Source organism: Bradyrhizobium sp. Ash2021, assembly GCF_031202265.1.
Lineage (GTDB): Bacteria > Pseudomonadota > Alphaproteobacteria > Rhizobiales > Xanthobacteraceae > Bradyrhizobium.
Genome location: NZ_CP100604.1, coordinates 5,387,545 through 5,409,790 on the forward strand (window position 1 = coordinate 5,387,545; position 22,246 = coordinate 5,409,790).

Here is a 22,246-nt window from a genome sequence, read left to right on the forward strand (position 1 = left end):
AATATGAGCAAATCAGTCCCAGCGATCCGAAGCATCAAAGCAAGAGCGCTCGTCGTGCCGCTCAAGCGCCCCGTGAAGACTGCGTTCGGCGTGATCGATGTGGGCCCGCTGGTCGTGATCGATGTCGAGACCGATCAAGGCGTTACCGGCCGCTCCTACATCTTTGCCTACACCCGAATGACGCTGAAACCGCTGGTGCTTCTGATCGAGGAGATCGGGCGCGAACTGACCGGCAAACCGGTCGCGCCTTACGACCTGATGAAGGCGATGGACGCAAAATTCCGGCTGCTCGGCTGGCAGGGCCTGGTCGGCATGGCCGTGTCCGGCCTCGACATGGCCTGTTGGGACGCGCTCGGCCAGATCGCGGGTCGGCCATTGGCCGAGTTGCTCGGCGGATCGCCGAGGCCGATCAACGCCTATGACAGCTACGGCGTGGTCGATCCGGTTGCCGATGAGAAGGCGCTGCGCCGCTCGCTCGACCAGGGTTTTCGCGGCATCAAGATCAAGGGCGGCGACGGCGATGCCGCCAATGACGAGCGGGTGGTCAAGGGCGTGCGCGCCCTGCTCGGCCCGGACATCGCGCTGATGATCGACTTCAACCAGTCGCTCGATCCGGCTGAAGCGACCCGCCGCATCGCGCGGCTGGCGCCCTACGATCTGCACTGGATCGAGGAACCGGTGCCGCAGGAAAACCTGTCGGGTCACGCAAAAGTGCGCGAGACCTCGCCGACGCCGATCCAGGCCGGCGAGAACTGGTGGTTCCCGCGCGGCTTTGCGGAAGCGATCGCAGCCGGCGCAAGCGATTTCATCATGCCCGATCTGATGAAGGTCGGCGGCGTCACCGGCTGGCTTCAGGTCGCGGGCCAGGCCGACGCGGGCTCCATTCCGATGTCGAGCCATCTGTTCGCCGAGGCGAGCGCGCACATGCTGGCAGTAACGCCGACCGCGCACTGGCTCGAATTCCTCGATTTTGCCGGCGCGATCCTGGCGAAGCCTGCCGAAATCGTCGATGGCGCGGTCACCGCACGCGGTCCCGGGCTCGGGATCGAATGGAACGAGAGCGCTGTTGCGAAATATCTGGTGACGTAGTCCGCGGCACGGTTCGGTAGGTAGCTAATACTCAATGCCGAATTCGTCATAGAGACGCCGGAACACCGCGGGCAATACTTCCGGTAAATCTTCCGCGATCAGGCCGGGACCAGCCTCGCGCGCGGCCTCGCCGTGCATCCAGACGCCGATGCAGGCGGCCTCGAAGGCCGCTACGCCTTGCGCCAACAGCCCGGCGATGATTCCGGCCAACACGTCGCCGGCGCCGGCGGTGGCGAGCCAGGGCGGCGCATTGGCGGCGATGGTCGCGCGCCCATCCGGCGACGCCACCACCGTATCCGGGCCCTTCAGCAGCACGACCGCCAGGGATCGCTGGGCGGCATCGCGCACCCGTTCGAGTTTTGAGCGGTTGGGATGCTTGTTGCTGCTATCGCTGAACAGCCGCGGAAACTCGCCTTCATGCGGGGTGAGCACCACCTGCGGATCGTCGGATTGTTTGATCGCTTCGAACAGGCGATCCGGCGCTTCGGCAAAACTGGTCAGCGCGTCGGCATCGAGCACAAGGGACCGTTTCGCCGAGAGCGCGGTGTGGACGAGATCGCGCGTACGGCCCCCGACCCCGGCGCCCGGCCCGATTACGCAGGCGTTGAAGCGCCTGTCGTTCAACAATTCGGCGAATTCGACCACGGTATCGACCGCGCGAACCATCACCGCGGTCAGCGCCGCGGCGTTGACCACCAGCGCCTCGCGCGGCGAGGCCAGCGTGACCAATCCGGCACCGGCGCGCAGAGCGCCGCGCGCCGACAGCCGCGCCGCGCCGGTCGATACGATGTCGCCGGAGACGACCACCGCATGGCCCCGCGCGTATTTGTGGCCGTCGATCCGCGGCACCGGAAAGGATTTTTGCCAGGCTGGCGGGACGTTCTCAAAGGTCTGCGGCCGGATCTCGTCGAGCACCTGCGCCTGGATGCCGATATCGGCCACCCGCACGCGGCCGCAATGCATCCTTCCCGGCAGCAACAGATGCGCCGGCTTGCGGCGGAAGAACGTCACGGTCTCCACGGCGTTGATGGCAACGCCCATGACGGCGCCCGAGGTTCCGTTGATCCCGCTCGGCAGATCGACGGCCAGAACCGGCGCGCCATTGGCGTTGATCGCCTCGATCATCTCATATGGTTCGCCATTCACCGGCCGGTTCAGGCCGGCGCCGAACAGGGCATCGATGATCAGCGCCGGCTTGCCGATCGCCTGCGGATTGAACGGCAGCACCGGGAATTTCCAGCCCTTCGCGGCCAGCGCCGCATCGCCCTGCAGGCTGTCGCGCTCGCACAACAGGATCACCGAGACCTCGCGGCCACGCGCCGCAAGCTCGGCCGCCGCCACAAAACCGTCGCCGCCATTGTTGCCGCGTCCGGCGACCACGACGATCGCCCCCTCCCCGACCAGATCCATCGCGGCTTCCGCCACCGCTTGCCCGGCGCTCATCATCAGCGCGAAGCCGGGCGTGCCGGCGGCAATGGTCAGCCGATCGGCGCGCTCCATCTCAGTCGTGGTCAGAACTTCCATGCCGAATCCTCGATCCAACCGCCTTTTCCAGAGGCACATGCCGCCCCGCACATGGCCTGCCCGGCGTCAATTGCACGCGAATTGACCTGTTTGCCTATTTGCTAGGCCGCAGTATGATGCTGCACCCGCCTCGACCTCCGCCGGTTGCCTGTTAAAAGTCTGATAACATTCCGAAATCGGACGCGTTAACAACTTGGCATAGACCCTGCTTTTGAGGAAGCCGGCGAGAAAGCCGTCTCAGGATCGTCATCATCAGCGACAATCGTGAGCGTTTCCGGTGACTTGCCGGACCGAAGGATCGAACAGACAGCGCCACGCGGCGACGTTTAAACTAACTGCACTCAGAAGTTTTGAAATGCCCGGGAGGCGCTCAGTGAAAAAAATCGAAGCCATCATCAAGCCATTCAAGCTCGACGAGGTGAAGGAGGCGCTTCAAGAAGTGGGATTGCAGGGCATCACGGTCACCGAAGCCAAGGGTTTCGGCCGGCAGAAGGGTCACGCGGAACTCTACCGGGGCGCGGAATACATCGTGGACTTCCTGCCCAAGGTCAAAATCGAGATCGTGATCGGTGACGATTTGGTCGAGAAAGCGATCGACGCCATCCGCCGCGCCGCCCAGACGGGCCGCATCGGCGACGGCAAAATCTTCGTCTCCAATATCGAAGAAGCGATCCGGATCAGAACCGGAGAATCCGGGCTGGACGCTATCTGAGCCGGGTGCTATCTCGCATTTTGCGACCTAAAAGCAAAAAAAGGCTGCTACGGCGGCCTGATTTCGTTTGTGAAATCTCACCTCTGAAATCTCACCGACGTCGCTGAATCCTGGAAACCGTCCCGCAGCCAAAAGGGGTATTCATGAAGACCGCCAAAGATGTCCTGAAATCGATCAAGGACAACGACGTTAAATACGTCGATTTGCGTTTCACCGATCCGCGCGGCAAGTGGCAGCACGTAACCTTCGATGTCGGCATGATCGAAGAGGACACCTTTGCCGAGGGCCAGATGTTCGACGGCTCGTCGATCGCGGGCTGGAAGGCGATCAACGAATCCGACATGTGCCTGATGCCCGACCCGGTTACCGCGACGATCGATCCGTTCTTCGCCGAGACCACCATGGTCATCACCTGCGACGTGCTGGAGCCGACCACCGGCGAGCCCTACAACCGCGACCCGCGCGGCATGGCCAAGAAGGCCGAGGCGATGGTCAAGTCGATGGGCGTCGGCGACACCGTGTTCTTCGGACCGGAAGCCGAGTTCTTCGTGTTCGACGACGTCCGTTTCCAGACCACGCCCTACAACACCGGCTTCAAGCTCGACTCCTCGGAACTGCCGATCAATTCGGACACCGAATATGAGGGCGGCAACCTCGGCCACCGCATCCGCACCAAGGCGGGCTACTTCCCGGTGCCGCCGCAGGACTCCGTGCAGGACATGCGCTCCGAAATGCTCGGCGCCATGGCCAAGATGGGCGTCAAGGTCGAGAAGCACCACCACGAAGTCGCTTCCGCCCAGCACGAACTCGGCATGAAGTTCGACACCATGACGCTGATGGCCGACCAGATGCAGATCTACAAATACTGCATCCATCAGGTCGCGCACATCTACGGCAAGACCGCCACCTTCATGCCGAAGCCGGTCTATGGCGACAACGGCTCGGGCATGCACTGCCACCAGTCGATCTGGAAGGACGGCAAGCCGGTGTTCGCCGGCAACAAATATGCCGACCTGTCGGAGACCTGCCTGTCCTACATCGCCGGCATCATCAAGCACGCCAAGGCGATCAACGCCTTCACCAACCCGTCGACCAATTCCTACAAGCGCCTGGTCCCCGGCTACGAAGCCCCGGTGCTGCTCGCCTACTCCGCGCGCAACCGTTCGGCCTCCTGCCGTATCCCCTACACGTCCAACCCGAAGGCCAAGCGCGTCGAGGTGCGTTTCCCTGATCCGATGGCCAATCCCTATCTCGGCTTTGCCGCGATGCTGATGGCGGGTCTGGACGGCATCAAGAACAAGCTCGATCCGGGTTCGGCGATGGACAAGGATCTCTACGATCTGCCGAAGGAAGAGCTGAAGGCGATCCCGACCGTGTGCGGTTCGCTCCGCGAGGCGCTGGAAAACCTCGACAAGAATCGCGGCTTCCTCAAGCACGGCGGCGTTTTCGACGACGACTTCATCGACAGCTATATCGAGCTGAAGATGACGGAAGTGGCGCGCTGCGAAATGACGCCGCATCCGGTCGAATTCGAGATGTACTACTCGCTGTGACTTTTTGCGGGGGTTTCCCCGCTGCCGTCACGGCCTGACAATGCGAAAGGCGCTCCCAACCGAGCGCCTTTTGTTTTGTGCGTCCCGGGAGAAAGTCCGGTTTCTAGCTGGACGTCGCGGGTCGCCCACACTACATCGCGCGCTGCAGCGTCGAACAGAGCGACCGATAGTCGGCTTTGACGGGGCCCGCGAAGCGCTTGCCGTAGAATTGCTGCGCGATCCCGAAGAACTTGTCGGGCGTAAAGGCGGGCGACAGTTTTCTGAGCACCTTCGCAGCCGCCCTTGCTTCCGCGTTCTTTCCCTGCAGTCCGAGAGCGCATGTCAGCTCGACCCATTGCGCGGGCGCATCGCTATAGAGTTCGATCGCGTTGCGGGCGGCCGCTTCCATTTTGCCCAATTCGCCCAATTTCCAATGACACCAGCCCGCATAGTGAAACCAGCGGTGGCTTCGGGGGTCACGCGGGCTGATCCGGATCGCCCGTGCGATCATCTGCAGGCTGTCGGCAGGATCGGCTCCTGCGACGCGATTTGCGTTGGCAAGCAGCGCCAATCCCTGCGGATCATAGGGATTTCGCTCCACGGCCTCGTTGAGCAATTCCAGCGCCAGATCGATATTGCCCGCGCTGTAGATCGCGGCGTCAGCGCAATTGACGAGAACGAACGAGTTCTTGGGGTCGGTCTTCCGTGCCAGCGCCGCATATTCCAGCGCCAGCGCGCGCTCCGCGGCAACGCGCGTCGACGCCGACCAGGTCGCGCGCCAGGTGTAGACCGCGGCAAGGAGCGCCTGCGCCATTGCATAGTCGGGGTCGATTGCCAGCGCCTGCTTGAGCTCGCCGATCGCGTTGAAAAGCCCTTGAGCGCTGCGGTTGAAGAGAACATGCGCATTGGCGCGCTGAAGGCGGGTCCACGCGTTCAAATTGTTCGGGCCCGCGTCAAGCGCGCGGTCAAGATCGGCCATCATCAAAGCCGGCTGAAGCTGGCTGGCAACCGCCAGAACGATCCGGTTTCGGACCGCAAAAAACTCTCCGAGTTGCTCTTCGTAATTGTTCGCCCAGATGTGAAGTCCGGAGCGGCCCTCGACCAGGCGCGCGTTGACCCGGACGGACTTGCCCCTCACCTCGATGCTGCCTTCCACAAGATACCTTACGCCGAGATCCTGCGCGATCGTCCGCACATCGACCGCGGCGCCCTTGTAGACCATGCAGGATTGGCGGGCCGTGACGAACACGCCTGGAATACGCGCCATCGCCGTCGTCGTCTCTTCGGTCAATCCGTCCGCCAGGGCCACTTTGGAAGCAGCGCCGGGGCTCAGATCGACGAACGGAATCACGGCAAGCGCCGTAGCCGTCTCGATCGGGAGCGGACGCGTCGGCTGCGGTGCGGCGGCCGTATGATGCTGGCGGTTAATCTCCGCGATCCAGCGCGTCGAAAACCCGGACTGCGCCGAAATTCCTTTGCGCGATGTCGCCGCTATCGTCTCATCCAGCAACCGCTTCATCGCGGCAGAAGGCTCGCCGCTACGCTCCCGACCGGCATTCGCGGCGTACAGCCGATATCGTTCGATCACCTCGGCAAGATCGTGCCGCGACGCAGAGCTGCGCATCAGGCACCGGTGCGCCTCTTCATTCCCGGGAGCGAGCGCAACCAGCTTCAATGCCACTCCCTCAAGCCGAAGCGGATCATCACCATCGTCCGTTGCGCGCAATGCGCTTGCGAAACATTCGCTCGCCGCCTCGCGCAACCGCGAACGGGACAGCGCCAGCCAGTCCGCGAATGGCCCCTCCGTCAAAGCCGTTGCCTGCAGCAACTCGCCCCGCCAGATCGACGCGGCTTGCAAGGCATCGCCACTGGATATCGCCGAGCGGAACAGCCCGACATCGGTCAGGATTTGCTCCGGCAGGCAGACAAAGGGATCATGCCCCCAATCGCTCGGTGACGTGACGCCGATATCTTTCCTGAGTTGCACGAGCTCCTGGCGAAGACTCGAACGTCCCTGCTGTTCGGAACGCTTATCCCACAACAACGTCGCGAGCCGCGCTCGCGTCCAGCTCTCGCCGGTCTCCATGGCCAGGCATGCGAACAGCGCGCGCGAACGCCGGCTGCGCACCTCCAGCCTGTTGCCCCGGGCATCAAGCGCCTCGAATGGACCCAGGATATTGATCGTGATGGGGCGCGCCATTGCGTTTTGCTCGTCTCAGCGGTGAAAACCTAACCATGCAGCCGGCTTTTGCCGGACGGTCCGGCGAGAGAACTGCTGAACATTACGCCCGGAACATCGCAGCGGCGGACACAATCACCGTCAAAACTGCCGCAACGGTTATTGACGCTGATTGACGGCGACGCTTGCCGACTCCCGAACTAGATTTGTTTCAACGAACGCACGAGCAGAGCAGATTCGACTGTAGCGATCTTTGGTTGTTGGGCTACCGGATTTTTCCGCGCACCCCGATCGCAAAGGAAACTGGGGCCAATGATGACCGATAAATTGCGGACAAACGCGTTGCAGCGCACCTCTGATTTGGTTTATCCGCACCGCCGCCGGGCGTGGCTGCCGGCCGACAGCGCTAGGTTGGGGCGCATGTTGCGAGGTTTGGTTTTGGTCGCGTGTTTCGCGGCAATCGTGTCTCTTGGCTGCGACTTCGCCTCGGCCGCCGATTACTCTGCTGGCGGCGGCGTCGTCAACGCCCCCTCGGGTTTTGCCACGGCGGTTGGCTCCGGTGCCAGCACGCTCGGAACCAGCGCGACCGCCTTCGGCGCCAGCGCAACCGCGTTCGGCAACGGTGCGACCGCGGTAGGCGCCGCTAACATCGCATCTGGAGCAAGCGCGACCGCTATTGGTTCGGGTAGCAACGCAAATGGCGCTCAGGCGACCGCGACGGGCGCAAATAGTTCCGCGCTTGGCGCCAATGCCACCGCCACCGGCGAAGGCAGTATCGCGAACGGCCAGTTCGCAACGGCAACGGGGCAGAACAGCAGAGCGACCGGCGATTTCGCGACCGCAAACGGCGTAGGCAGCGTCGCGACTGGCGCCAACGCGACCGCAGCGGGGGGAGACAGTTTCGCCAGTGGTATTGGCGCAACCGCGACAGGTGTGGCTAGCAACGCGGTCGGCGACGCCGCGACAGCGGCTGGCCTGAACAGCGCTGCGACCGGTCTCAACGCGACCGCGACAGGCGCGAACAGCATCGCCAACGGTACCGGAGCAACAGCGACGGGTGCGAACAGCACCGCCAACGGCATCTTCGCGACCGCTACTGGCTCATCAAGCGCGGCCAATGGCGCTGCCGCGACGGCGACAGGTCAAAACAGCGCCGCGACCGGCATTTTCGCGACTGCGACGGGCGCGTTCAGCACCGCGAATGGCGCGACCGCGAGTGCCTACGGTCACGGCAGCGTGGCCAGTGGCGCTGCCACGACTGCGATCGGACAAGCGAGCGTCGCGAATGCTGCCGGTGCAACGGCGATCGGCCAGGGCGCTCAGGCGCTCGGGATCAACTCGGTCGCGATCGGTTCCGGCTCGGTGGCGACGCTCGCCAACACCGTGTCGTTCGGCACCCCCGGCAACGAGCGACGGCTCAGCAACGTAGCCGCCGGCATCAACCCGACCGACGCCGTCAATGTCAGCCAGCTCAGCGGCCTGACCTCGGGCTTCCAGTCCCAGTTCACGGGACTGCAGGCCGAGGTCACCAACAATCAGCGCGAGGCACGTTCAGGGACCGCGCTGGCACTCGCCGCGACCGGCCTGCAATACGACCAGCGGCCCGGCAAAGCGTCGATCGCGACCGCCGTTGCCAACTACAAGGGGCAGTCGGGCGTCGCGGTGGGCCTCGGCTATGCGGTCTCGGACCGCTGGCGCGTCAATGCGGCTTTCACATCCGCGCCGCAGGTGAATGATTACGGGGTCGTCGCCGGTGCGTCGTTCACACTCAACTGAAGGGGCACCGAAGCTGGCCCCTGACAGTAGCGGCGGTGCCGGCGAATTTTCAACATTGCGCAACATTCGCGTGGTGATGGCCAGTGGCCCCGCTCGCTGTGTGCTGCTGTTCGCGATGCTAACCATCGTCGCGATGGGCTGCTCCGGCGCGCGGGCCGAAACCCCTGCACCAGTTCCAAAGCCGGCGCAAATCGACCGCAATGGCGTGCTGATCCTGATCCGGTCGTCGCTGCTGGCGCTCGATCAGGCCAACAAGACCGGCAATTACACGGTGCTGCGCGACATTGGTGCGCCCGGCTTTCAATCCAACACGGCCGCACGGCTCGGCGAGATCTTTGCCAAGCTACGCAATGACAATCTCGACCTGTCGGGCGTCGCCGTGATCGATCCGCAGCTCAATTTGCTGCCGCAGATCGAAGCCAACGGCCTGATGCATATGGCGGGCTTCTTTCCGTCGGTGCCGACCCAGGTCAATTTCGATCTGGCGTTCGCGCCGGTGAACGGGCATTGGCGGCTGTTCGGCATCTCGGTCTCGACCGGACCGAGCGCGCCCGCCGCACCGACGCCACCCGAGCCACCCGTTGCGCAAAAACAGCCTGCCGCAAATGGTGCCAGACCGCCCGCGGCGGCAAAGCCTGCGCCCGCGGCCAGGCTCGCACCTGCGGATCACAAGCCGGCCGACAATCAGCCGTCCAAATAGGACGACCTACCAGGCAGCGAGCGGCGACAAATGAATCTTCGACGAAACCCTGAAGTCGATGACGATGATGTTCGCGACGATGATATTCGAATCATCCCAACGTTGAACACGATCATCGTCAAAACTTGCATCGTCAAAACTTGCGCGTCAATTATTGACGCCGATTGACCGAGACGATTGTCGTCTTCCGCACTACGCTTGTGTCGCACTGTGAACGACCTCACAAAGCAAATCGGCCAAGCTTGATAATATGAAATCAGACTTCGCCATTCGGGTTCGGTTTGGCGAAGACAACAACAATGCGAGGATGCCATGCCCACATTCGTCAGAATGGTCGCCGAACTTGAGGAGCCCGCGGAATTTCTCAGTGATGATTTCCGTGCGGTAGTCCTGTTCGGCGGCATCGGACTGCTGGTGGCGCTGATCGCGGTGTGCACCGGTGTGCAGGGCGTATGGCTTTGAGATTGTCGAGCGCGACGCGCGACCAATTATAGTTTCGTTTCAGCAATTTCGCGTTGCGCCAGGTTCCAGGCTTTTCGAATCACAACGAAAATTGGAGCGCGCACCATGTTTGAACCAAATCGCCGGATTATCCTTCAGTCGATTGCCGTCGGCGCCGGTACCTTCGCCGCCTCACAATCCTTTGCCGTTGGAAACGACGGACATGCAGCCGGATATGACGTTTCCGCCGCCTCGGAATACCTGAAGACGATTCCGCGCAAATCCGGCGATCCCGTGGTCTTTACGGCCTCCCTCGACAAGGGGCCGATCAAGGCAACATCCGGGGGGTGGGCACGTGAAGTCACCATGCGCGGACTGCCCATCGCCACCGATATCGCCGGCGCGCATCTGTTCATAAATGCGGGCGGTGCCCGCGAGATGCATTGGCACAATTCAGCCGAGTGGGCCTACGTCGTCGATGGCCTTTGCCAGGTGACGGTGGTCGACCCCGAGGGTGTAGCCGAGGTCGTCAATCTCGGGCCGGGTGATCTCTGGTACTTCCCCAAAGGCCACAGCCACGCAATCCAGACCCTCGGCCCGTCGCCGTGTCACGCGATCCTTGCCTTCGACGATGGACTGTATTCGGAACACGGCACGTTCGGCATCAGCGACTGGATGAGCCGTTACGATACAAAGGCCCTTTCGCAGGCATTCGGCGTCTCGGATGAGGCTTTCGCACAGATCCCCAAGGCCGAGACCTACATCATGCAGGGCGAGCTGCTGGCTCTCGATGGTCCGCAGGCGCGTTCCGCCCGCGAGTTGGAGCACGCGCGAACCCATCGCCACGCCATGATGGCGCAGAAGCCGAAAGTGAGCACGCCGGGCGGCGCGCTCTACATCGCGTCTTCAAAGGAATTTCCGATGTCGACGACGTTGACGGGAATGGTTCTGAAGTTGAAGCACGCTGCGATGCACGAACCGCATTGGCACACCGATGCCAATGAATGGCATTATGTATTAAAGGGGCGAACGCGGGTCACGCTGTTCGCGCCCGACAAGCGGGTCGCTGTGGCCGAGCTTTCGCCGGGCGAGTGCGCCTACATACCTCGCGGTTGCGGACACTCCATTCAAAACGTGGGTCCGGAGGACGCTGAAATCGTCGGCGTGCTGGACAGCGGCACCTACCACGAAAGCTCTCTGTCAGAATGGCTGGCGAAGGCGCCGCGCCATCTGCTCGCCAATAATTTTGGCGTCGCGGAAAAGGACGTCGCCAACTTCAACAGGAAACGCATGGTGATTTCCGCCCCGATCACGCCGACTTGACGTCGGTTTGTTCGGTCGAAATCCGACCGAGGACCGTCAACGGGTTCGGAGGATTGGCAATGACCTCGACTTTTCGAACTTTCGTCCTTGGACTGCTCCTCCTGATCACCACGAATTGCGTGACTCGGGCGGCGGATCGGTCGGTCACCTTAATGCTCGGTGCGGGGTCCGCACTTGAGGTGGAGCGGCCGTTCAAAACCGTCCTGATCGGAGATCCCGATATCGTCGATGTACATGCCCGTAGCGACCGCTCGGTTATTCTCGAGCCGCTGAACCCTGGAACGACGAACCTCGTTTTCGTTGACGAGAGGAGCATCGCGATCAGCAACGTCCGGATCCTGGTTTGCAGCGCAGGCGCGATCCCTGTGAAGTTTGAAGACGGTCCCGATTGCGAATAAACTGAAGCTGCCAGCTGCGAGAAACCGGCTAAGTTTCTTCCGGCAGATTTTGCCGCAGGAAGCGATTGAGGTCCGGCTGCACCGAGTAAGGCAGCGGAATCGGATCGCCCGCCGGGTCGACCGCCGGATCGAGACAGCGGCGCAACATGCGTGCGAGCTCCGCCCGCCGATAAGGCTTGGTCAGAAGCGGGATGCCGTGCCCGACGCGGCCCTGCAACGGCAGCGCGCCGTCGGTATATCCTGACGTGAAGAGCACCCTGAGCGACGGCCGCCCGGCCATGACCGATTCCGCAAGCTGCCGGCCGTTCATGCTGCCGGGCATCACGATGTCGGTGAACAGCAGATCGAACGCCGCGCCGTCATTGATGATGGCGATGGCCTCGTCGGCATCAGCGGCAACCATGACCTGGTAGCCAAGGCTCTCGAGCTGGATCGTCACATAGTCGCGAACTTTGCGGTCGTCCTCGACACACAGGATGGTTTCGTGGCCGCCCTGCACCGGCGGATCGTCCTGCGCCCGCGGCTGCAGCACGCTCGCGTCCGCCTTGGGCAGATAAATCCTGAACGTGGTGCCGCGGCCCTCCGCGCTGCGGACCTCGACGCTTCCGCCGGACTGCTTGGCGAAGCCGAACACCATGCTGAGCCCGAGCCCGGTCCCCTGCCCCACTTCCTTGGTGGAAAAGAACGGATCGAAAATCCGGTCGAGAATGCGCGGCGGCATGCCGGTGCCGGTGTCGCTGACCTCGATCGCGACATAGTCGCCGGCGCGTTCGACGCCGCTGGCCACCGCTTCCGGAACGCCCAATGTGACGTTGCTGGTCGCAAAGGTCAGCCGGCCGCCGAGCGGCATGGCGTCGCGGGCATTGATCGCGAGATTGACGAGCGCGGAGGTAAGCTGGCTGCTGTCGACGAACGCCGGCCAGACCTCGCCGCTGAGCGCGGTCTCGATTTCGATCTGCTTGCCGAGCGGTGGCGACAGCAGGCGGACGGCTTCGCGAATGAGCTCGTTGACGTCGATCTCGGCCGGCTGCAGCGGCTGCTTCCGGGCGAACGCAAGCAGGCTTGCCGTGAGCTGCCCCCCGCGGTCGGCTGCTTCGCTGATCAACTGCGTCACCTTGGCCAGATGCGGAACGTCCCTGACGCCGTCGGCGAGGATTTCGATCGTGCCGGTGATCACGGTCAGCATGTTGTTGAAGTCGTGGGCGATGCCGCCGGTCAGTTGCCCGAGCGACTCCATCTTTTGCGCCTGGATCAACTGCTCTTCGGCGGCGCGCTGTTGCGTGATGTCCCTGACAAAGGCGTTGATGATGTAACGGTCACCGCGGCGTAGCGCCGTCAATGACGCTTCGACGACGAATTCGTGGCGGTCCCGGTGCAGCGCGCGGGCTTCGTATCGCATGCCGGTGGCGCCAGCCGTGGCCTCGTGCAGGAACCGGGCGATCCGCTCCCTGTGCGCGGCGCGGTCCGGTTCGGGAAAAACCAGCTCCGCCACATTGACGCCGACCGCCTCCGCCCGGGTCCACCCGGTCAGGGACTCCGCCTGCGGGCTCCAGTCGAGGATGACGCCGTTTTCATCGGTCTGGACGAAGGCGTCGAGCGCGGTCTTGATGATGGACTGCGCCATCTGCTCGCTGTCGACCAGCGCCTGGTGGGCCCGCCTTTGCCCGGTGATATCGCGCAGAACCGTGACCGCCCCGCGAAGCTTGCCACGTTCGTCGCGCAACGGCCGCGCGTTGGCGACGATGTACGCCCGCGCGGCCGGCGCTTCGGGTTGCACGGCGAGTTCGAAATCGTCGACATTCTCGCCACGCAACGCGCGTGCCAGCGGCGAATCCGGAATCGGCATCGGGGTGACGTCGTCGGCAAGGAAACAGGCGAAGGTTCGCGTTCCCGTCAGGCTGTTGAAACCGGGGGCGACGCCGAGCAACCTCCGCGCCGCGGCGTTGGCAACGACGACCACGCCGTTCTCGTCGGCAACGACGACGGAGTCACGGATGCTCTCGACGGTCTTCTCAAGCAGATCCCGCTTGGTGCCGAACTGGGTCGTAAGCTCAGCGAAGGCCGCGGCAAGACCGTCAATCTCCCCGCAGCCGTCGGATGGTATCGGGACCGTTTCGCCGCGCGACAGGCCTTCGACGGCCCGGGTCATCTGCGTCAGCGGCCTCGACAACGACCTGGCGATCCCGGCCGCGAGCACGAGGGCGAGAACAGCCGCAATCGCCACACCGGTCAAATAGTAATGTGCGAACAGGCTGAGCGCGCATGCGGTTGCCACGACCAGCAACACCATCGCAATCGCAAGGCGGCCCCACAGAGTCATAACGAATCCAGAAGGATGGATGCGCAACCGATTCCGGCCAGGAACGGCAAACGGCCGGTATTTCTTTGGCGGCGCCTTCAGATAATGCCTAGTTCCTTAGCCGAGTTCGGCTTCGCGATCCCTAACTTTCAGCCCCGTAGAAGTACGGAGAATGTTTTCCGAGTGGCTGAACTGGGGGCTGGAAGGTCTGCAGGATCGCTCACACCTTGAAAATCCGGGAATACCGCGCCTTGATCTCTTCGCTTTGCGCCTGTACCGCGGCGGGATCGGCCTTGAGCAGTTTCAGATTGGCCAGCGGAACGTGCGCCCCCTCCTCCTTCACCTCGGCGTGGAACGAGCGATGGGCAAAGACGTCGACCAGCATTTGCTGGGTTTCAGCTTGGAAGAAAAAGCTCTGGAACAGTTTTGCCGCATTCGGATTGGGCGCGCTGCGGAAGATCCCGGAGGGAACGATGATCAGGGGCGAGCCTTCGGCGGCGTAGACCACCTCGACCGGTTTTCCCTGATCCTTGAGCAGCACCAGATTATAATCGTTGCCGTCGGCCATGATGGCACGCTCGCCGACCAGTATCTTCTTCGGCGGATCGGCTGCCGATTGCACCTGCATGACCTTCTGCTGCGCGAGCTTTTCCAGATACGGCCAGCCGAGATCGCGCGCCAGCACAAAGGTCGCGGTCAGGATCGCGCCGCTGTAGCCGGGATGCGCCTTGACCATCTTGCCCTGCCATTTGGCATCAAGCAGATCGGCGTAGCTCTTCGGCGCGTCCTCGCGTTTGACCAGATCGGTATTGTAGCCGATCACCTCCAGCCACGCGCAGGATGTCGCATACGTGCCGTCCGGGTCGACCTGGTCGGCGGGAAAATGCTTCGCGACGTCGTCCGGCATGTAAGGCTGCAGCCAGTCGTTCTTCTTCCAGTCGAGGTAATGCGACGGATCGGTCGAGTTGGCGACGTCGACTGCGTTGATGCCGCTGCCCTGCTCCTGCGCGATGCGCTGGTAAATCCGCTCGGCCCCGGAGCGCTCGACGCGAACGCTGATCCCCGGATATTTTGCCTCGAAGGTTCTGGCGAGCCGCTCGGCGGTGTTGAGCTCCAGTGCCGAGTAGAACGAGACCTTGCCTTCCCTGCGCGCGGCCTCGATCAAGGCGGGCGTGACCGCCGTCGGCGGCGGCGCGGCGGCTTTCAGCGGTTCGGCAAACACCAGGCCTGTGGCCGATACGGCGGAAGCCTTCAGCACGTCGCGTCTCGACCATTTGCGGCCCGGCATCGCCATTCTCCCCAAAATACCCGGCCGTTTCCCGGCCATCGCGATTGTGGGCAGACTATAGCAGATTTCCGGAGCGCCAATTGATCCAAGTCCCGGCGCCGGCGAGTCCAAGCGAGACTCCCGCCGCGCCGGCGGCTTACGATCTGAAATTTCTCTATGTCGGGCTACCCGATACGATCGCTGGTGGCGGATGACGCGCACGGCGCAGATTTCCACCTGATCGCCTGGGCTATCCGCCGATGCTCGCGCAGCGCGTTCGCCAACGCGAGCGGCGGGGCAACTGCGTCACACCACGAGATCATGCGGCACGTGGGCATGGTCCGGAGCGGCAATGTGAGTTGAGTGGTGCCCCGGCAGAGACGCATCAATCGTTTGTGCTTCCTCTGAAATCATCGGCGTTCCGTGGGCTGCGGCGTTTTCGTGGTGACTGGCCGACCCTGGGGTCAGATCCAAGTCAGCGAGATTGACGACGCCTGGACCATCAGAAGCGGAAATCGCGCTGTTGAAGTGGAATGAGTCTCCAAGACCGTGCCCACGGCCAGCCACCGGGCCAAACACCATATCAGAAATTGAGGATGCTTCGGAATGATGCTCGCCGGTGCCATGCATGGCGGCAACGCCGTGCCCGTCTGCTTCGCCTGAAACCGTCTGACTGCCGCCGTCGCTCTGCGGGTGCCCCGAATGCGCGATCGAGCCCGCAACCGCGAGCCCGTGATTCCCCGACGCCTCCGGGCCTCCCGAATGATGCTCAACGCTTGAGCCGGTATCGATTGTGTGGCCATGAGTGGCGGCAGCATTAATTGTGCCGGCATTTGTCGGGATCAATTCGCCGTTGCCCGCGTGTTGTTGCTCGGCACTGTCGACAGCTGCGTTCGACGCGGTGATATTGATGTTGCTCACCGCACCATTCAGGGGCACCGCTGCTCCGTCGCCGATCGTCATCGCACTGACGTTATCGAGCACCGGCGCCGGACTGAACGTGAAGTTATTCGCCATCGGCCCAGCAAGATGAACGCTATGCGGTGCGATCGAGGGTCCGCTTGCCGGAGTGATAACGGCGTTATCGTTGGCATCTTCGGTCGCGTGCGTCTGGATTTCGCCGAAGCTGATAAATCTGTCGTAGCCGATCGAATCAAACCAGCCTCGATCGGCAAAGAAGTTGTTGCCCACGTCGGTCGTAGGCACCGTCCCGTTCCCGTCGGCGAGGAGCGCTCCGTCATTGGCGGTCCAGTTGGAGGTGGCATCGGCGCTGGTCGTCGCGACGACAGCCCCGTCGGTTACCGCTGTTGCGGCCAGATCAAGATTGACCGGGTCGCTGGCTACGGCGGCGGGCGCCGTCGCAGGCTCGATGACGAAATCCGACGGCTCAACGGTCGAGATCCCCTGCAAATGGATCTCCAGCAGGCTGGAACTTCCGATACTCAGGGTTTGGTCGGTTGGATTGACGTACACGATGGTTTCATTGCTCGTGCCGTCATAGAGCCAGGCAATGGTGTGCGCCGGCACGGAAGTGCTTGTGGAAGTCAACGCCAGAACGGCGAAGGCAAGTGCGCCGAGCGCCGTCAGGTCGATCTTGTCGGACCCCGACCTGAAATCGGTGATGGTGTTGAACGGGCCCGCATGTGAATCCGTCGCCGACAAATAAACGAAGCGGTCGTTTCCATTGCCGCCTGCGAGAAGGTTCGCCGCAAAACCACCGATGAAGGTATCGTTCCCGTTATTGCCGTTGATCGTATCGCTTCCCGAGCCGGCGCAGATCGTGTCATCCCCGTCATTGCCCTTGATCGTGTCCTTGCCGGAGCCACCGTAGAGAACGTCGCTTTTACCGGTGCCGTTGATGGTGTCGTCACCGGCGCCGCCGTAGATGGTCTGGCCCTGGTCACCACCTCCCGCGATGCTGTCGTGTCCCGGAGTCCCGAAGAGGAACGGCGGATCGGATATGACGTGCGTCCCTGTGGCCTGGTTGTCGAAATCGTTGGGGTCGGCGTCGCTGGCGCCGTGGATGGCGATCGTCACCGCCTGTGCAGTACCGTCTGCGCTGTGCACCGTGAAGGTGTCAGTCAGCGTGTCGCCGACCTTGGTGGCATCCACCACGCTGTTGTTGTTGTCGAGCGTGTAGGTCCACATGCCGGCCGCCGTCATGGTGAAGGCGCCGTAGCCGCCATCGCTCGCCGTCGGCGAACTGACCGCGGTGAAGGTGTTGAGCGCATTGTCGACGTCGGTGTCGGCGAGCTTGCCGGTAGCCAGCGGCGTGCCGGGCGTGGCGTTGGCGACGCCGCCGATCACCGAGCCGGTCGCGGCGCCGGAAATGATGGCCGCGTCTTTGCTGCCGTAGGCAAAGTCGATGGTCTGAGCGCTTGCGGCTGCGATCTCCACGGTGGCGCCGCTGTCGACCGTCACGGTGCCGGAATCCGTCGGGGGGTCCCTGACTTCGGTGCCGGCGCCTCCGTTGACGCTCGTGAAAGTCCACGTGGTACCGGTGTAGTTCCCGGACAAATGCAGTGTCACATTATTCGCACTATTGCCGTCACTGAAGGTAATCGTGCTGATGTTGGTGCCCGAATTGTACGAGACCGAGGCGGACATGCTTCCCCCCACAAAGGGAAGCTGCGTGAGGTCGATCAAATCGGCTGACGTGAGGTGCGTGCCGATGTCGGTGCCCGTGATGACCCCCGCGAATTTTCCCCAGTCATCGATGATCAGCTTACCCGCGCCCTGCTCGAAGTAAACTATCTGACTGTCGGTCGTGCCCGGAGCAAGCTTACTGCCCGGGGCAAACTCGATCGTGGACCCGCTGTCGATCCAGACGTTTCCGACTCCGGTAATGGTGCCTGTCACGTGCAGGTAAACATTGGGATCTGCGATGATGGTGCCATTGTTGGTGATAGGCCCGATGAAAGTGGCGTTGACTTCTTCCTCCAATTTCCCGTCGTTCTCGAGTTTTCCCGAGTCGCTTACATTGAGGTCGCCGGCGAGCTGCAGGGTTCCATTGACGATGATGTCCGTCGATGCCGCGCCGTGCGGTATAGTAAGCGACGCCGCCTGGGCATCCGGTGTGCCCGTGATGATGACCTTGTAATTGGAAGGCGCATTGATGGTTGCGTTGATGCTCAAGGTGGGAACAACGCCGCCGCTCCAATTGTCCGGGTCGTTCCAGTCGAGCGTTGGCCCCGGCCCGCCAACTATCAACGACTCCGAATTCAGGGTGACTGCTATCGCCGTCGCCGCGGTCGCCTGCGTCGGGTAGGTCTCACTGCCATCCTGGGACGTCACGGAAACGTTCAGCGTGTCGCTCCCGATGAAATGCGTGATGGGCGTGTAGACCAGGCTCGCCAGCGCGGTGTTGACGTCGCTCGCCGTCCCCGACACCGTCAGCGATCCCAGGCCATTCACGGTCTCCGTGACGCCCGCCACGGGGCTCACCGCCAATGCCCCGTGCGCGACGGTCAGCAGTACGATTACCGTATCGTCGGCATCTTCCGCGGCCGGACCCACGACGACGCCGCTGATGTCGATCGCGGTGTTCACGGCGGTGGTGGCCCTCGCCGGCGCGCTTGCCGTCGGCGGCTCGGCAACCGGGTTCACCGTGATCGCGGTCGAGGCGGTGGCCGCCGTCGGGTAGGTGTTGGAGCCGTCGCTCGACGTCACTGACAGATGCAGCGTGTCGGAGCCTTCGTAGTCCACGGTCGGCGTATAGGTCAGCCCCGCCAACAGCGTGTTCACGGCCGCCGCGCTCCCCGACAGCGTCAGCGTCGCACTGTCGTCGCCGCTCACCGTCACCCCGCTCAGGCTGGCGACGCGCAGCGTCCCATGCGATACCGTCAGCGTCGCACTCACCGTGTCGTCATTGTCCTCCGCCAGCGGCCCAACGTTCACCCCGGCAACCGCCGCGCCGGCGGCGTTCTCGTTGAGCGCCAGCGTCGGCGGCGCGCTTGCCGTCGGCGACTCGGCAATCGGGTTCACCGTGATCGCGGTCGAGGCGGTGGCCACCGTCGGGAAGGTGTTGGAGCCGTCGCTCGACGTCACTGACAGATGCAGCGTGTCGGCGCCTTCGTAGTCCACGGTCGGCGTATAGGTCAGCCCCGCCAACAGCGTGTTCACGGCCGCCGCGCTCCCCGACAGCGTCAGCGTTGCACTGTCGTCGCCGCTCACCGTCACCCCGCTCAGGCTGGCGACGCGCAGCGTCCCATGCGATACCGTCAGCGTCGCACTCACCGTGTCGTCGTTGTCCTCCGCCAGCGGCCCAACGTTCACCCCGGCAACCGCCGCGCCGGTGGCGTTCTCGTTGAGCGCCAGCGTCGCCGGCGCGCTTGCCGTCGGCGACTCGGCAATCGGGTTCACCGTGATCGCGGTCGAGGCGGTGGCCGCCGTCGGGGAGGTGTTGGAGCCGTCGCTCGACGTCACTGACAGATGCAGCGTGTCGGAGCCTTCGTAGCCCACGGTCGGCGTATAGGTCAGCCCCGCCAGCAGCATGTTCACGGCCGCCGCGCTCCCCGACAGCGTCAGCGTCGCACTGTCGTCGCCGCTCACCGTCACCCCGCTCAGGCTGGCGACGCGCAGCGTCCCATGCGATACCGTCAGCGTCGCACTCACCGTGTCGTCATTGTCCTCCGCCAGCGGCCCGACGTTCACCCCGGCAACCGCCGCGCCGGTGGCGTTCTCGTTGAGCGCCAGCGTCGCCGGCGCGCTTGCCGTCGGCGGCTCGGCAACCGGGGCGACCGTCACGACCTCGGTTGCCGTCACCGTCGCGCTGATATTGCCTTCCGAATCGTGCTCGGTCGCCGCAATCGTCAGCGTGAAGCTTCCTTCGAATTCCGCCGGGGGCGTGATCTTCAAGCTCGACAGGTTCCAGTTGGCCACGTCGAACGAGGTGTTATCCGCGGCCGCCGTAAAGCTATGACCGGGCAAGCCGGTGCCGTCGCTCAGCGTAGCACCCACAGGGATGTCGCTCACGACAAGCGTATTGAGGCTGTTCAGGGACGCGTCGCCGTTGACGCCCTGCAGGCTCGTGACCGTCACGCCAAGGTTCAGCGCAATCGCCGTGTCCTCATTGCCCTGCGCGGCGACCGGGTGAAGGTCGGGCGCCAGGGGGACGACCGTCACCAGCTCGCTTGTACTCGCCGTGTTGGCATCCTGGTCGGTCGCCGTGATGGTCAGGATGAAATTGGTGTCGTTCGGCGGAGTGATCTTCAGGTTCGAGAGATTCCAGCTCTTCACGTCGATCGAGGTGTTACCGCTCGTCGCCATGAAGTTGTTCGCGCCGTCGGTGAGCACTGCTCCGACCGGGATGCCGCTCACCACTAGCGACTGCACGCTGTTGCTGTGGCCCGGCAGGCTGTTCACGGTCGCCGTGATCGTGCCCAATGCGATCGCCGTGCCCTCGATGCCGCTCTCAGCCGGCGGCAACCAGGTCACTGTCGGCAGCGTCTCGTCGACCGCGATCGCTTGCGTTGCTTCTGGCGCCGGATTGCCGGCCGAATCCGAAACGTCAGCCGTCACCGTATAGGTGCCGTCACGCAGCAATTTGGCTTCGGTCGAGGTGACGTTTATTGACCAGGTGTTATTCGCGAGCGTGGTGGTGAATGTGTCGACGACCTGGCCGGAGCTGTCGACGATCTTGATCGTCACCGGCTGGCCACTCTCTGCGTCGGTCGTAGCGCCGGCGATAGCGAAGCCGGCGCTCGCCGCATTGGCGTTGACGACGTTGTTACTGACAATGGTGTCGATTGCGATCGTCGGCGGGGTCTCGTCCACCCTGATCGCCTGGGAGGCGTCCGCCGAAAGGCCGGCCGCATTCGCCACGTCCGCTGTCAGCGTGTAGAAGCCGTCGGCCAGCGCCTTGGCAACCGGCGGGCTGAGGTTAATTAGCCAGGCGCTGTTGGTGACCGTGGCCGTACCGCTGTAAACGGGGTGGTTAGAACTATCGACGATGGTGATCGTAACGACCTGCCCGTCCTCCACACCCGAGGTTGTGCCCGTGATCTCAACCCCGGCATTCGCTCTGCTGGTATTGATGATGTTGTCTGCGGCGATGCCGATTTGTCCGGCGATGCTGGTGATCGCGAGAGTCGGGCGTACGATGATGATCTCAGGGACAATGAAGACCGCCGATTCTAACGCAGGAAGCTGATTTTGCGGGTTGATGGTGTCGGTCTGAATAAAATTGATTGGTTGCACCGGCAGCGGATTGCCGACGGGAAGACTGCTCGACCCGTTTGGTCCCCTCGCAAAGTTGGCGAGCACGTCCTGCTGGGCCTCCTGCAACTCCGCCATTCGCGCAGCACTATTTGTGACTTGATTCACGCTGATCGAGGACCCGCGCGGGCTCAGGATGATTGTCGCTCCAGGATCCTCAACAATGATGTGTCGCGGGATCGGCTCCTTGGTCACAAGCTCGAATGCGCCGTGCGCCATGTCCTTGTATGCGATGTTGTCGTCATCCAGGAATGTGACGTTCGAGTCCGCGGCCTGGACTTCCTTGATGATTGAGAAGGCCAGCGCTGCGAGCGACAGCGTGCCGACGCCACCGGTATGGGCGCGGCTGCGAATGCTTCCAACCGGCGTTTCGACGCTAAGGCAACCGGTCTTCGCCACCTGGCCGGCAATGAAGCCGAAAGTCCCTTTGGACACCGCGAACAGTGCCGAACGCGAGGTGCCGTTGGAGTCGCAGACGAATTCGTTCAGCGTCACGCGCGTGCCGCCGGACAGGTTGAACGCGGTGCCGTCGATGAAGCGAATTCCGATCCGCCCGTCGGCTGCGGTCTCGATCACGTCACCCTGGCAAACGGGATCGCCAACCATGACTTGAACGGCAATGCCGTTCGCACGCCTGAGTGTGCCGCAGCCGATCGCCGTCTGAATATGGCCGATCATCTGGGGGAGCAGGGCCACAACGGCCTCACCCTCGTCCCAGCACCCGACGCTGGACGCAACGAACATTGGCTTCGCCCTCGCCTGCTCTGTAACTCAGGCCCAGCGTGGTGCC

Annotated in this window: 13 protein-coding genes; 8 read left to right on the top strand and 5 right to left on the bottom strand. The window is 63.2% G+C overall.

Going from position 1 to position 22,246, the window contains the following annotated elements:
- Nucleotides 1-3 precede the first annotated feature (3 nt).
- Nucleotides 4-1,089: an enolase C-terminal domain-like protein gene (locus NL528_RS25955; RefSeq protein WP_309177298.1), complete on the top strand. Its 1,086-nt coding sequence runs from the start codon at nucleotides 4-6 to the stop codon at nucleotides 1,087-1,089.
- A 24-nt stretch (nucleotides 1,090-1,113) separates the two neighbouring features.
- On the opposite strand, the gene NL528_RS25960 is transcribed toward NL528_RS25955, so the two are convergent.
- Nucleotides 1,114-2,613, bottom strand: coding sequence for an NAD(P)H-hydrate dehydratase (locus tag NL528_RS25960; protein WP_309177299.1), 1,500 nt, complete (start codon nucleotides 2,611-2,613; stop codon nucleotides 1,114-1,116).
- Between the two features lie 373 nt (nucleotides 2,614-2,986).
- Between NL528_RS25960 and NL528_RS25965 the strand changes: the two genes are divergently transcribed.
- Both NL528_RS25965 and glnA read left to right on the top strand, forming a co-directional pair.
- Entirely contained in the window at nucleotides 2,987-3,325 is a 339-nt protein-coding gene (locus tag NL528_RS25965; protein ID WP_011441447.1) for a P-II family nitrogen regulator, read from the top strand.
- A gap of 143 nt (nucleotides 3,326-3,468) precedes the next feature.
- Entirely contained in the window at nucleotides 3,469-4,878 is a 1,410-nt protein-coding gene (gene glnA / locus NL528_RS25970; RefSeq protein ID WP_309177300.1) for a type I glutamate--ammonia ligase, read from the top strand.
- A gap of 130 nt (nucleotides 4,879-5,008) precedes the next feature.
- Here the strand turns inward: glnA and NL528_RS25975 are convergent, their stop codons facing one another.
- Nucleotides 5,009-7,057, bottom strand: a complete 2,049-nt coding sequence (locus NL528_RS25975; RefSeq protein WP_309177301.1) for a BTAD domain-containing putative transcriptional regulator — start codon at nucleotides 7,055-7,057, stop codon at nucleotides 5,009-5,011.
- A 291-nt stretch (nucleotides 7,058-7,348) separates the two neighbouring features.
- Here NL528_RS25975 and NL528_RS25980 point away from each other — a divergent pair, with 291 nt between their 5' ends.
- From NL528_RS25980 to NL528_RS26000, 5 genes are all read left to right on the top strand, one after another.
- Nucleotides 7,349-8,812: a YadA-like family protein gene (locus NL528_RS25980; RefSeq protein WP_309177302.1), complete on the top strand. Its 1,464-nt coding sequence runs from the start codon at nucleotides 7,349-7,351 to the stop codon at nucleotides 8,810-8,812.
- 133 nt (nucleotides 8,813-8,945) lie between these two features.
- Entirely contained in the window at nucleotides 8,946-9,512 is a 567-nt protein-coding gene (locus NL528_RS25985) for a hypothetical protein (protein ID WP_309185030.1), read from the top strand.
- 312 nt (nucleotides 9,513-9,824) lie between these two features.
- Nucleotides 9,825-9,974 (top strand): hypothetical protein, encoded by a 150-nt coding sequence (locus NL528_RS25990; protein ID WP_309177304.1) that lies wholly within the window; start codon nucleotides 9,825-9,827, stop codon nucleotides 9,972-9,974.
- 105 nt (nucleotides 9,975-10,079) lie between these two features.
- Entirely contained in the window at nucleotides 10,080-11,276 is a 1,197-nt protein-coding gene (locus NL528_RS25995) for a cupin domain-containing protein (RefSeq protein ID WP_309177305.1), read from the top strand.
- 59 nt (nucleotides 11,277-11,335) lie between these two features.
- Nucleotides 11,336-11,674 (top strand): pilus assembly protein N-terminal domain-containing protein, encoded by a 339-nt coding sequence (locus NL528_RS26000; protein WP_309177306.1) that lies wholly within the window; start codon nucleotides 11,336-11,338, stop codon nucleotides 11,672-11,674.
- Between the two features lie 28 nt (nucleotides 11,675-11,702).
- Here the strand turns inward: NL528_RS26000 and NL528_RS26005 are convergent, their stop codons facing one another.
- From NL528_RS26005 to NL528_RS26015, 3 genes are all read right to left on the bottom strand, one after another.
- Nucleotides 11,703-13,994: a PAS domain S-box protein gene (locus tag NL528_RS26005; protein WP_309177307.1), complete on the bottom strand. Its 2,292-nt coding sequence runs from the start codon at nucleotides 13,992-13,994 to the stop codon at nucleotides 11,703-11,705.
- A 199-nt stretch (nucleotides 13,995-14,193) separates the two neighbouring features.
- Nucleotides 14,194-15,261 carry an extracellular solute-binding protein gene (locus NL528_RS26010; protein ID WP_309177308.1) on the bottom strand — a complete coding sequence of 356 codons (1,068 nt, stop codon included), beginning with the start codon at nucleotides 15,259-15,261 and terminating at the stop codon, nucleotides 14,194-14,196.
- Between the two features lie 285 nt (nucleotides 15,262-15,546).
- Nucleotides 15,547-22,200: a VCBS domain-containing protein gene (locus tag NL528_RS26015; protein WP_309177309.1), complete on the bottom strand. Its 6,654-nt coding sequence runs from the start codon at nucleotides 22,198-22,200 to the stop codon at nucleotides 15,547-15,549.
- Nucleotides 22,201-22,246 lie beyond the last annotated feature (46 nt).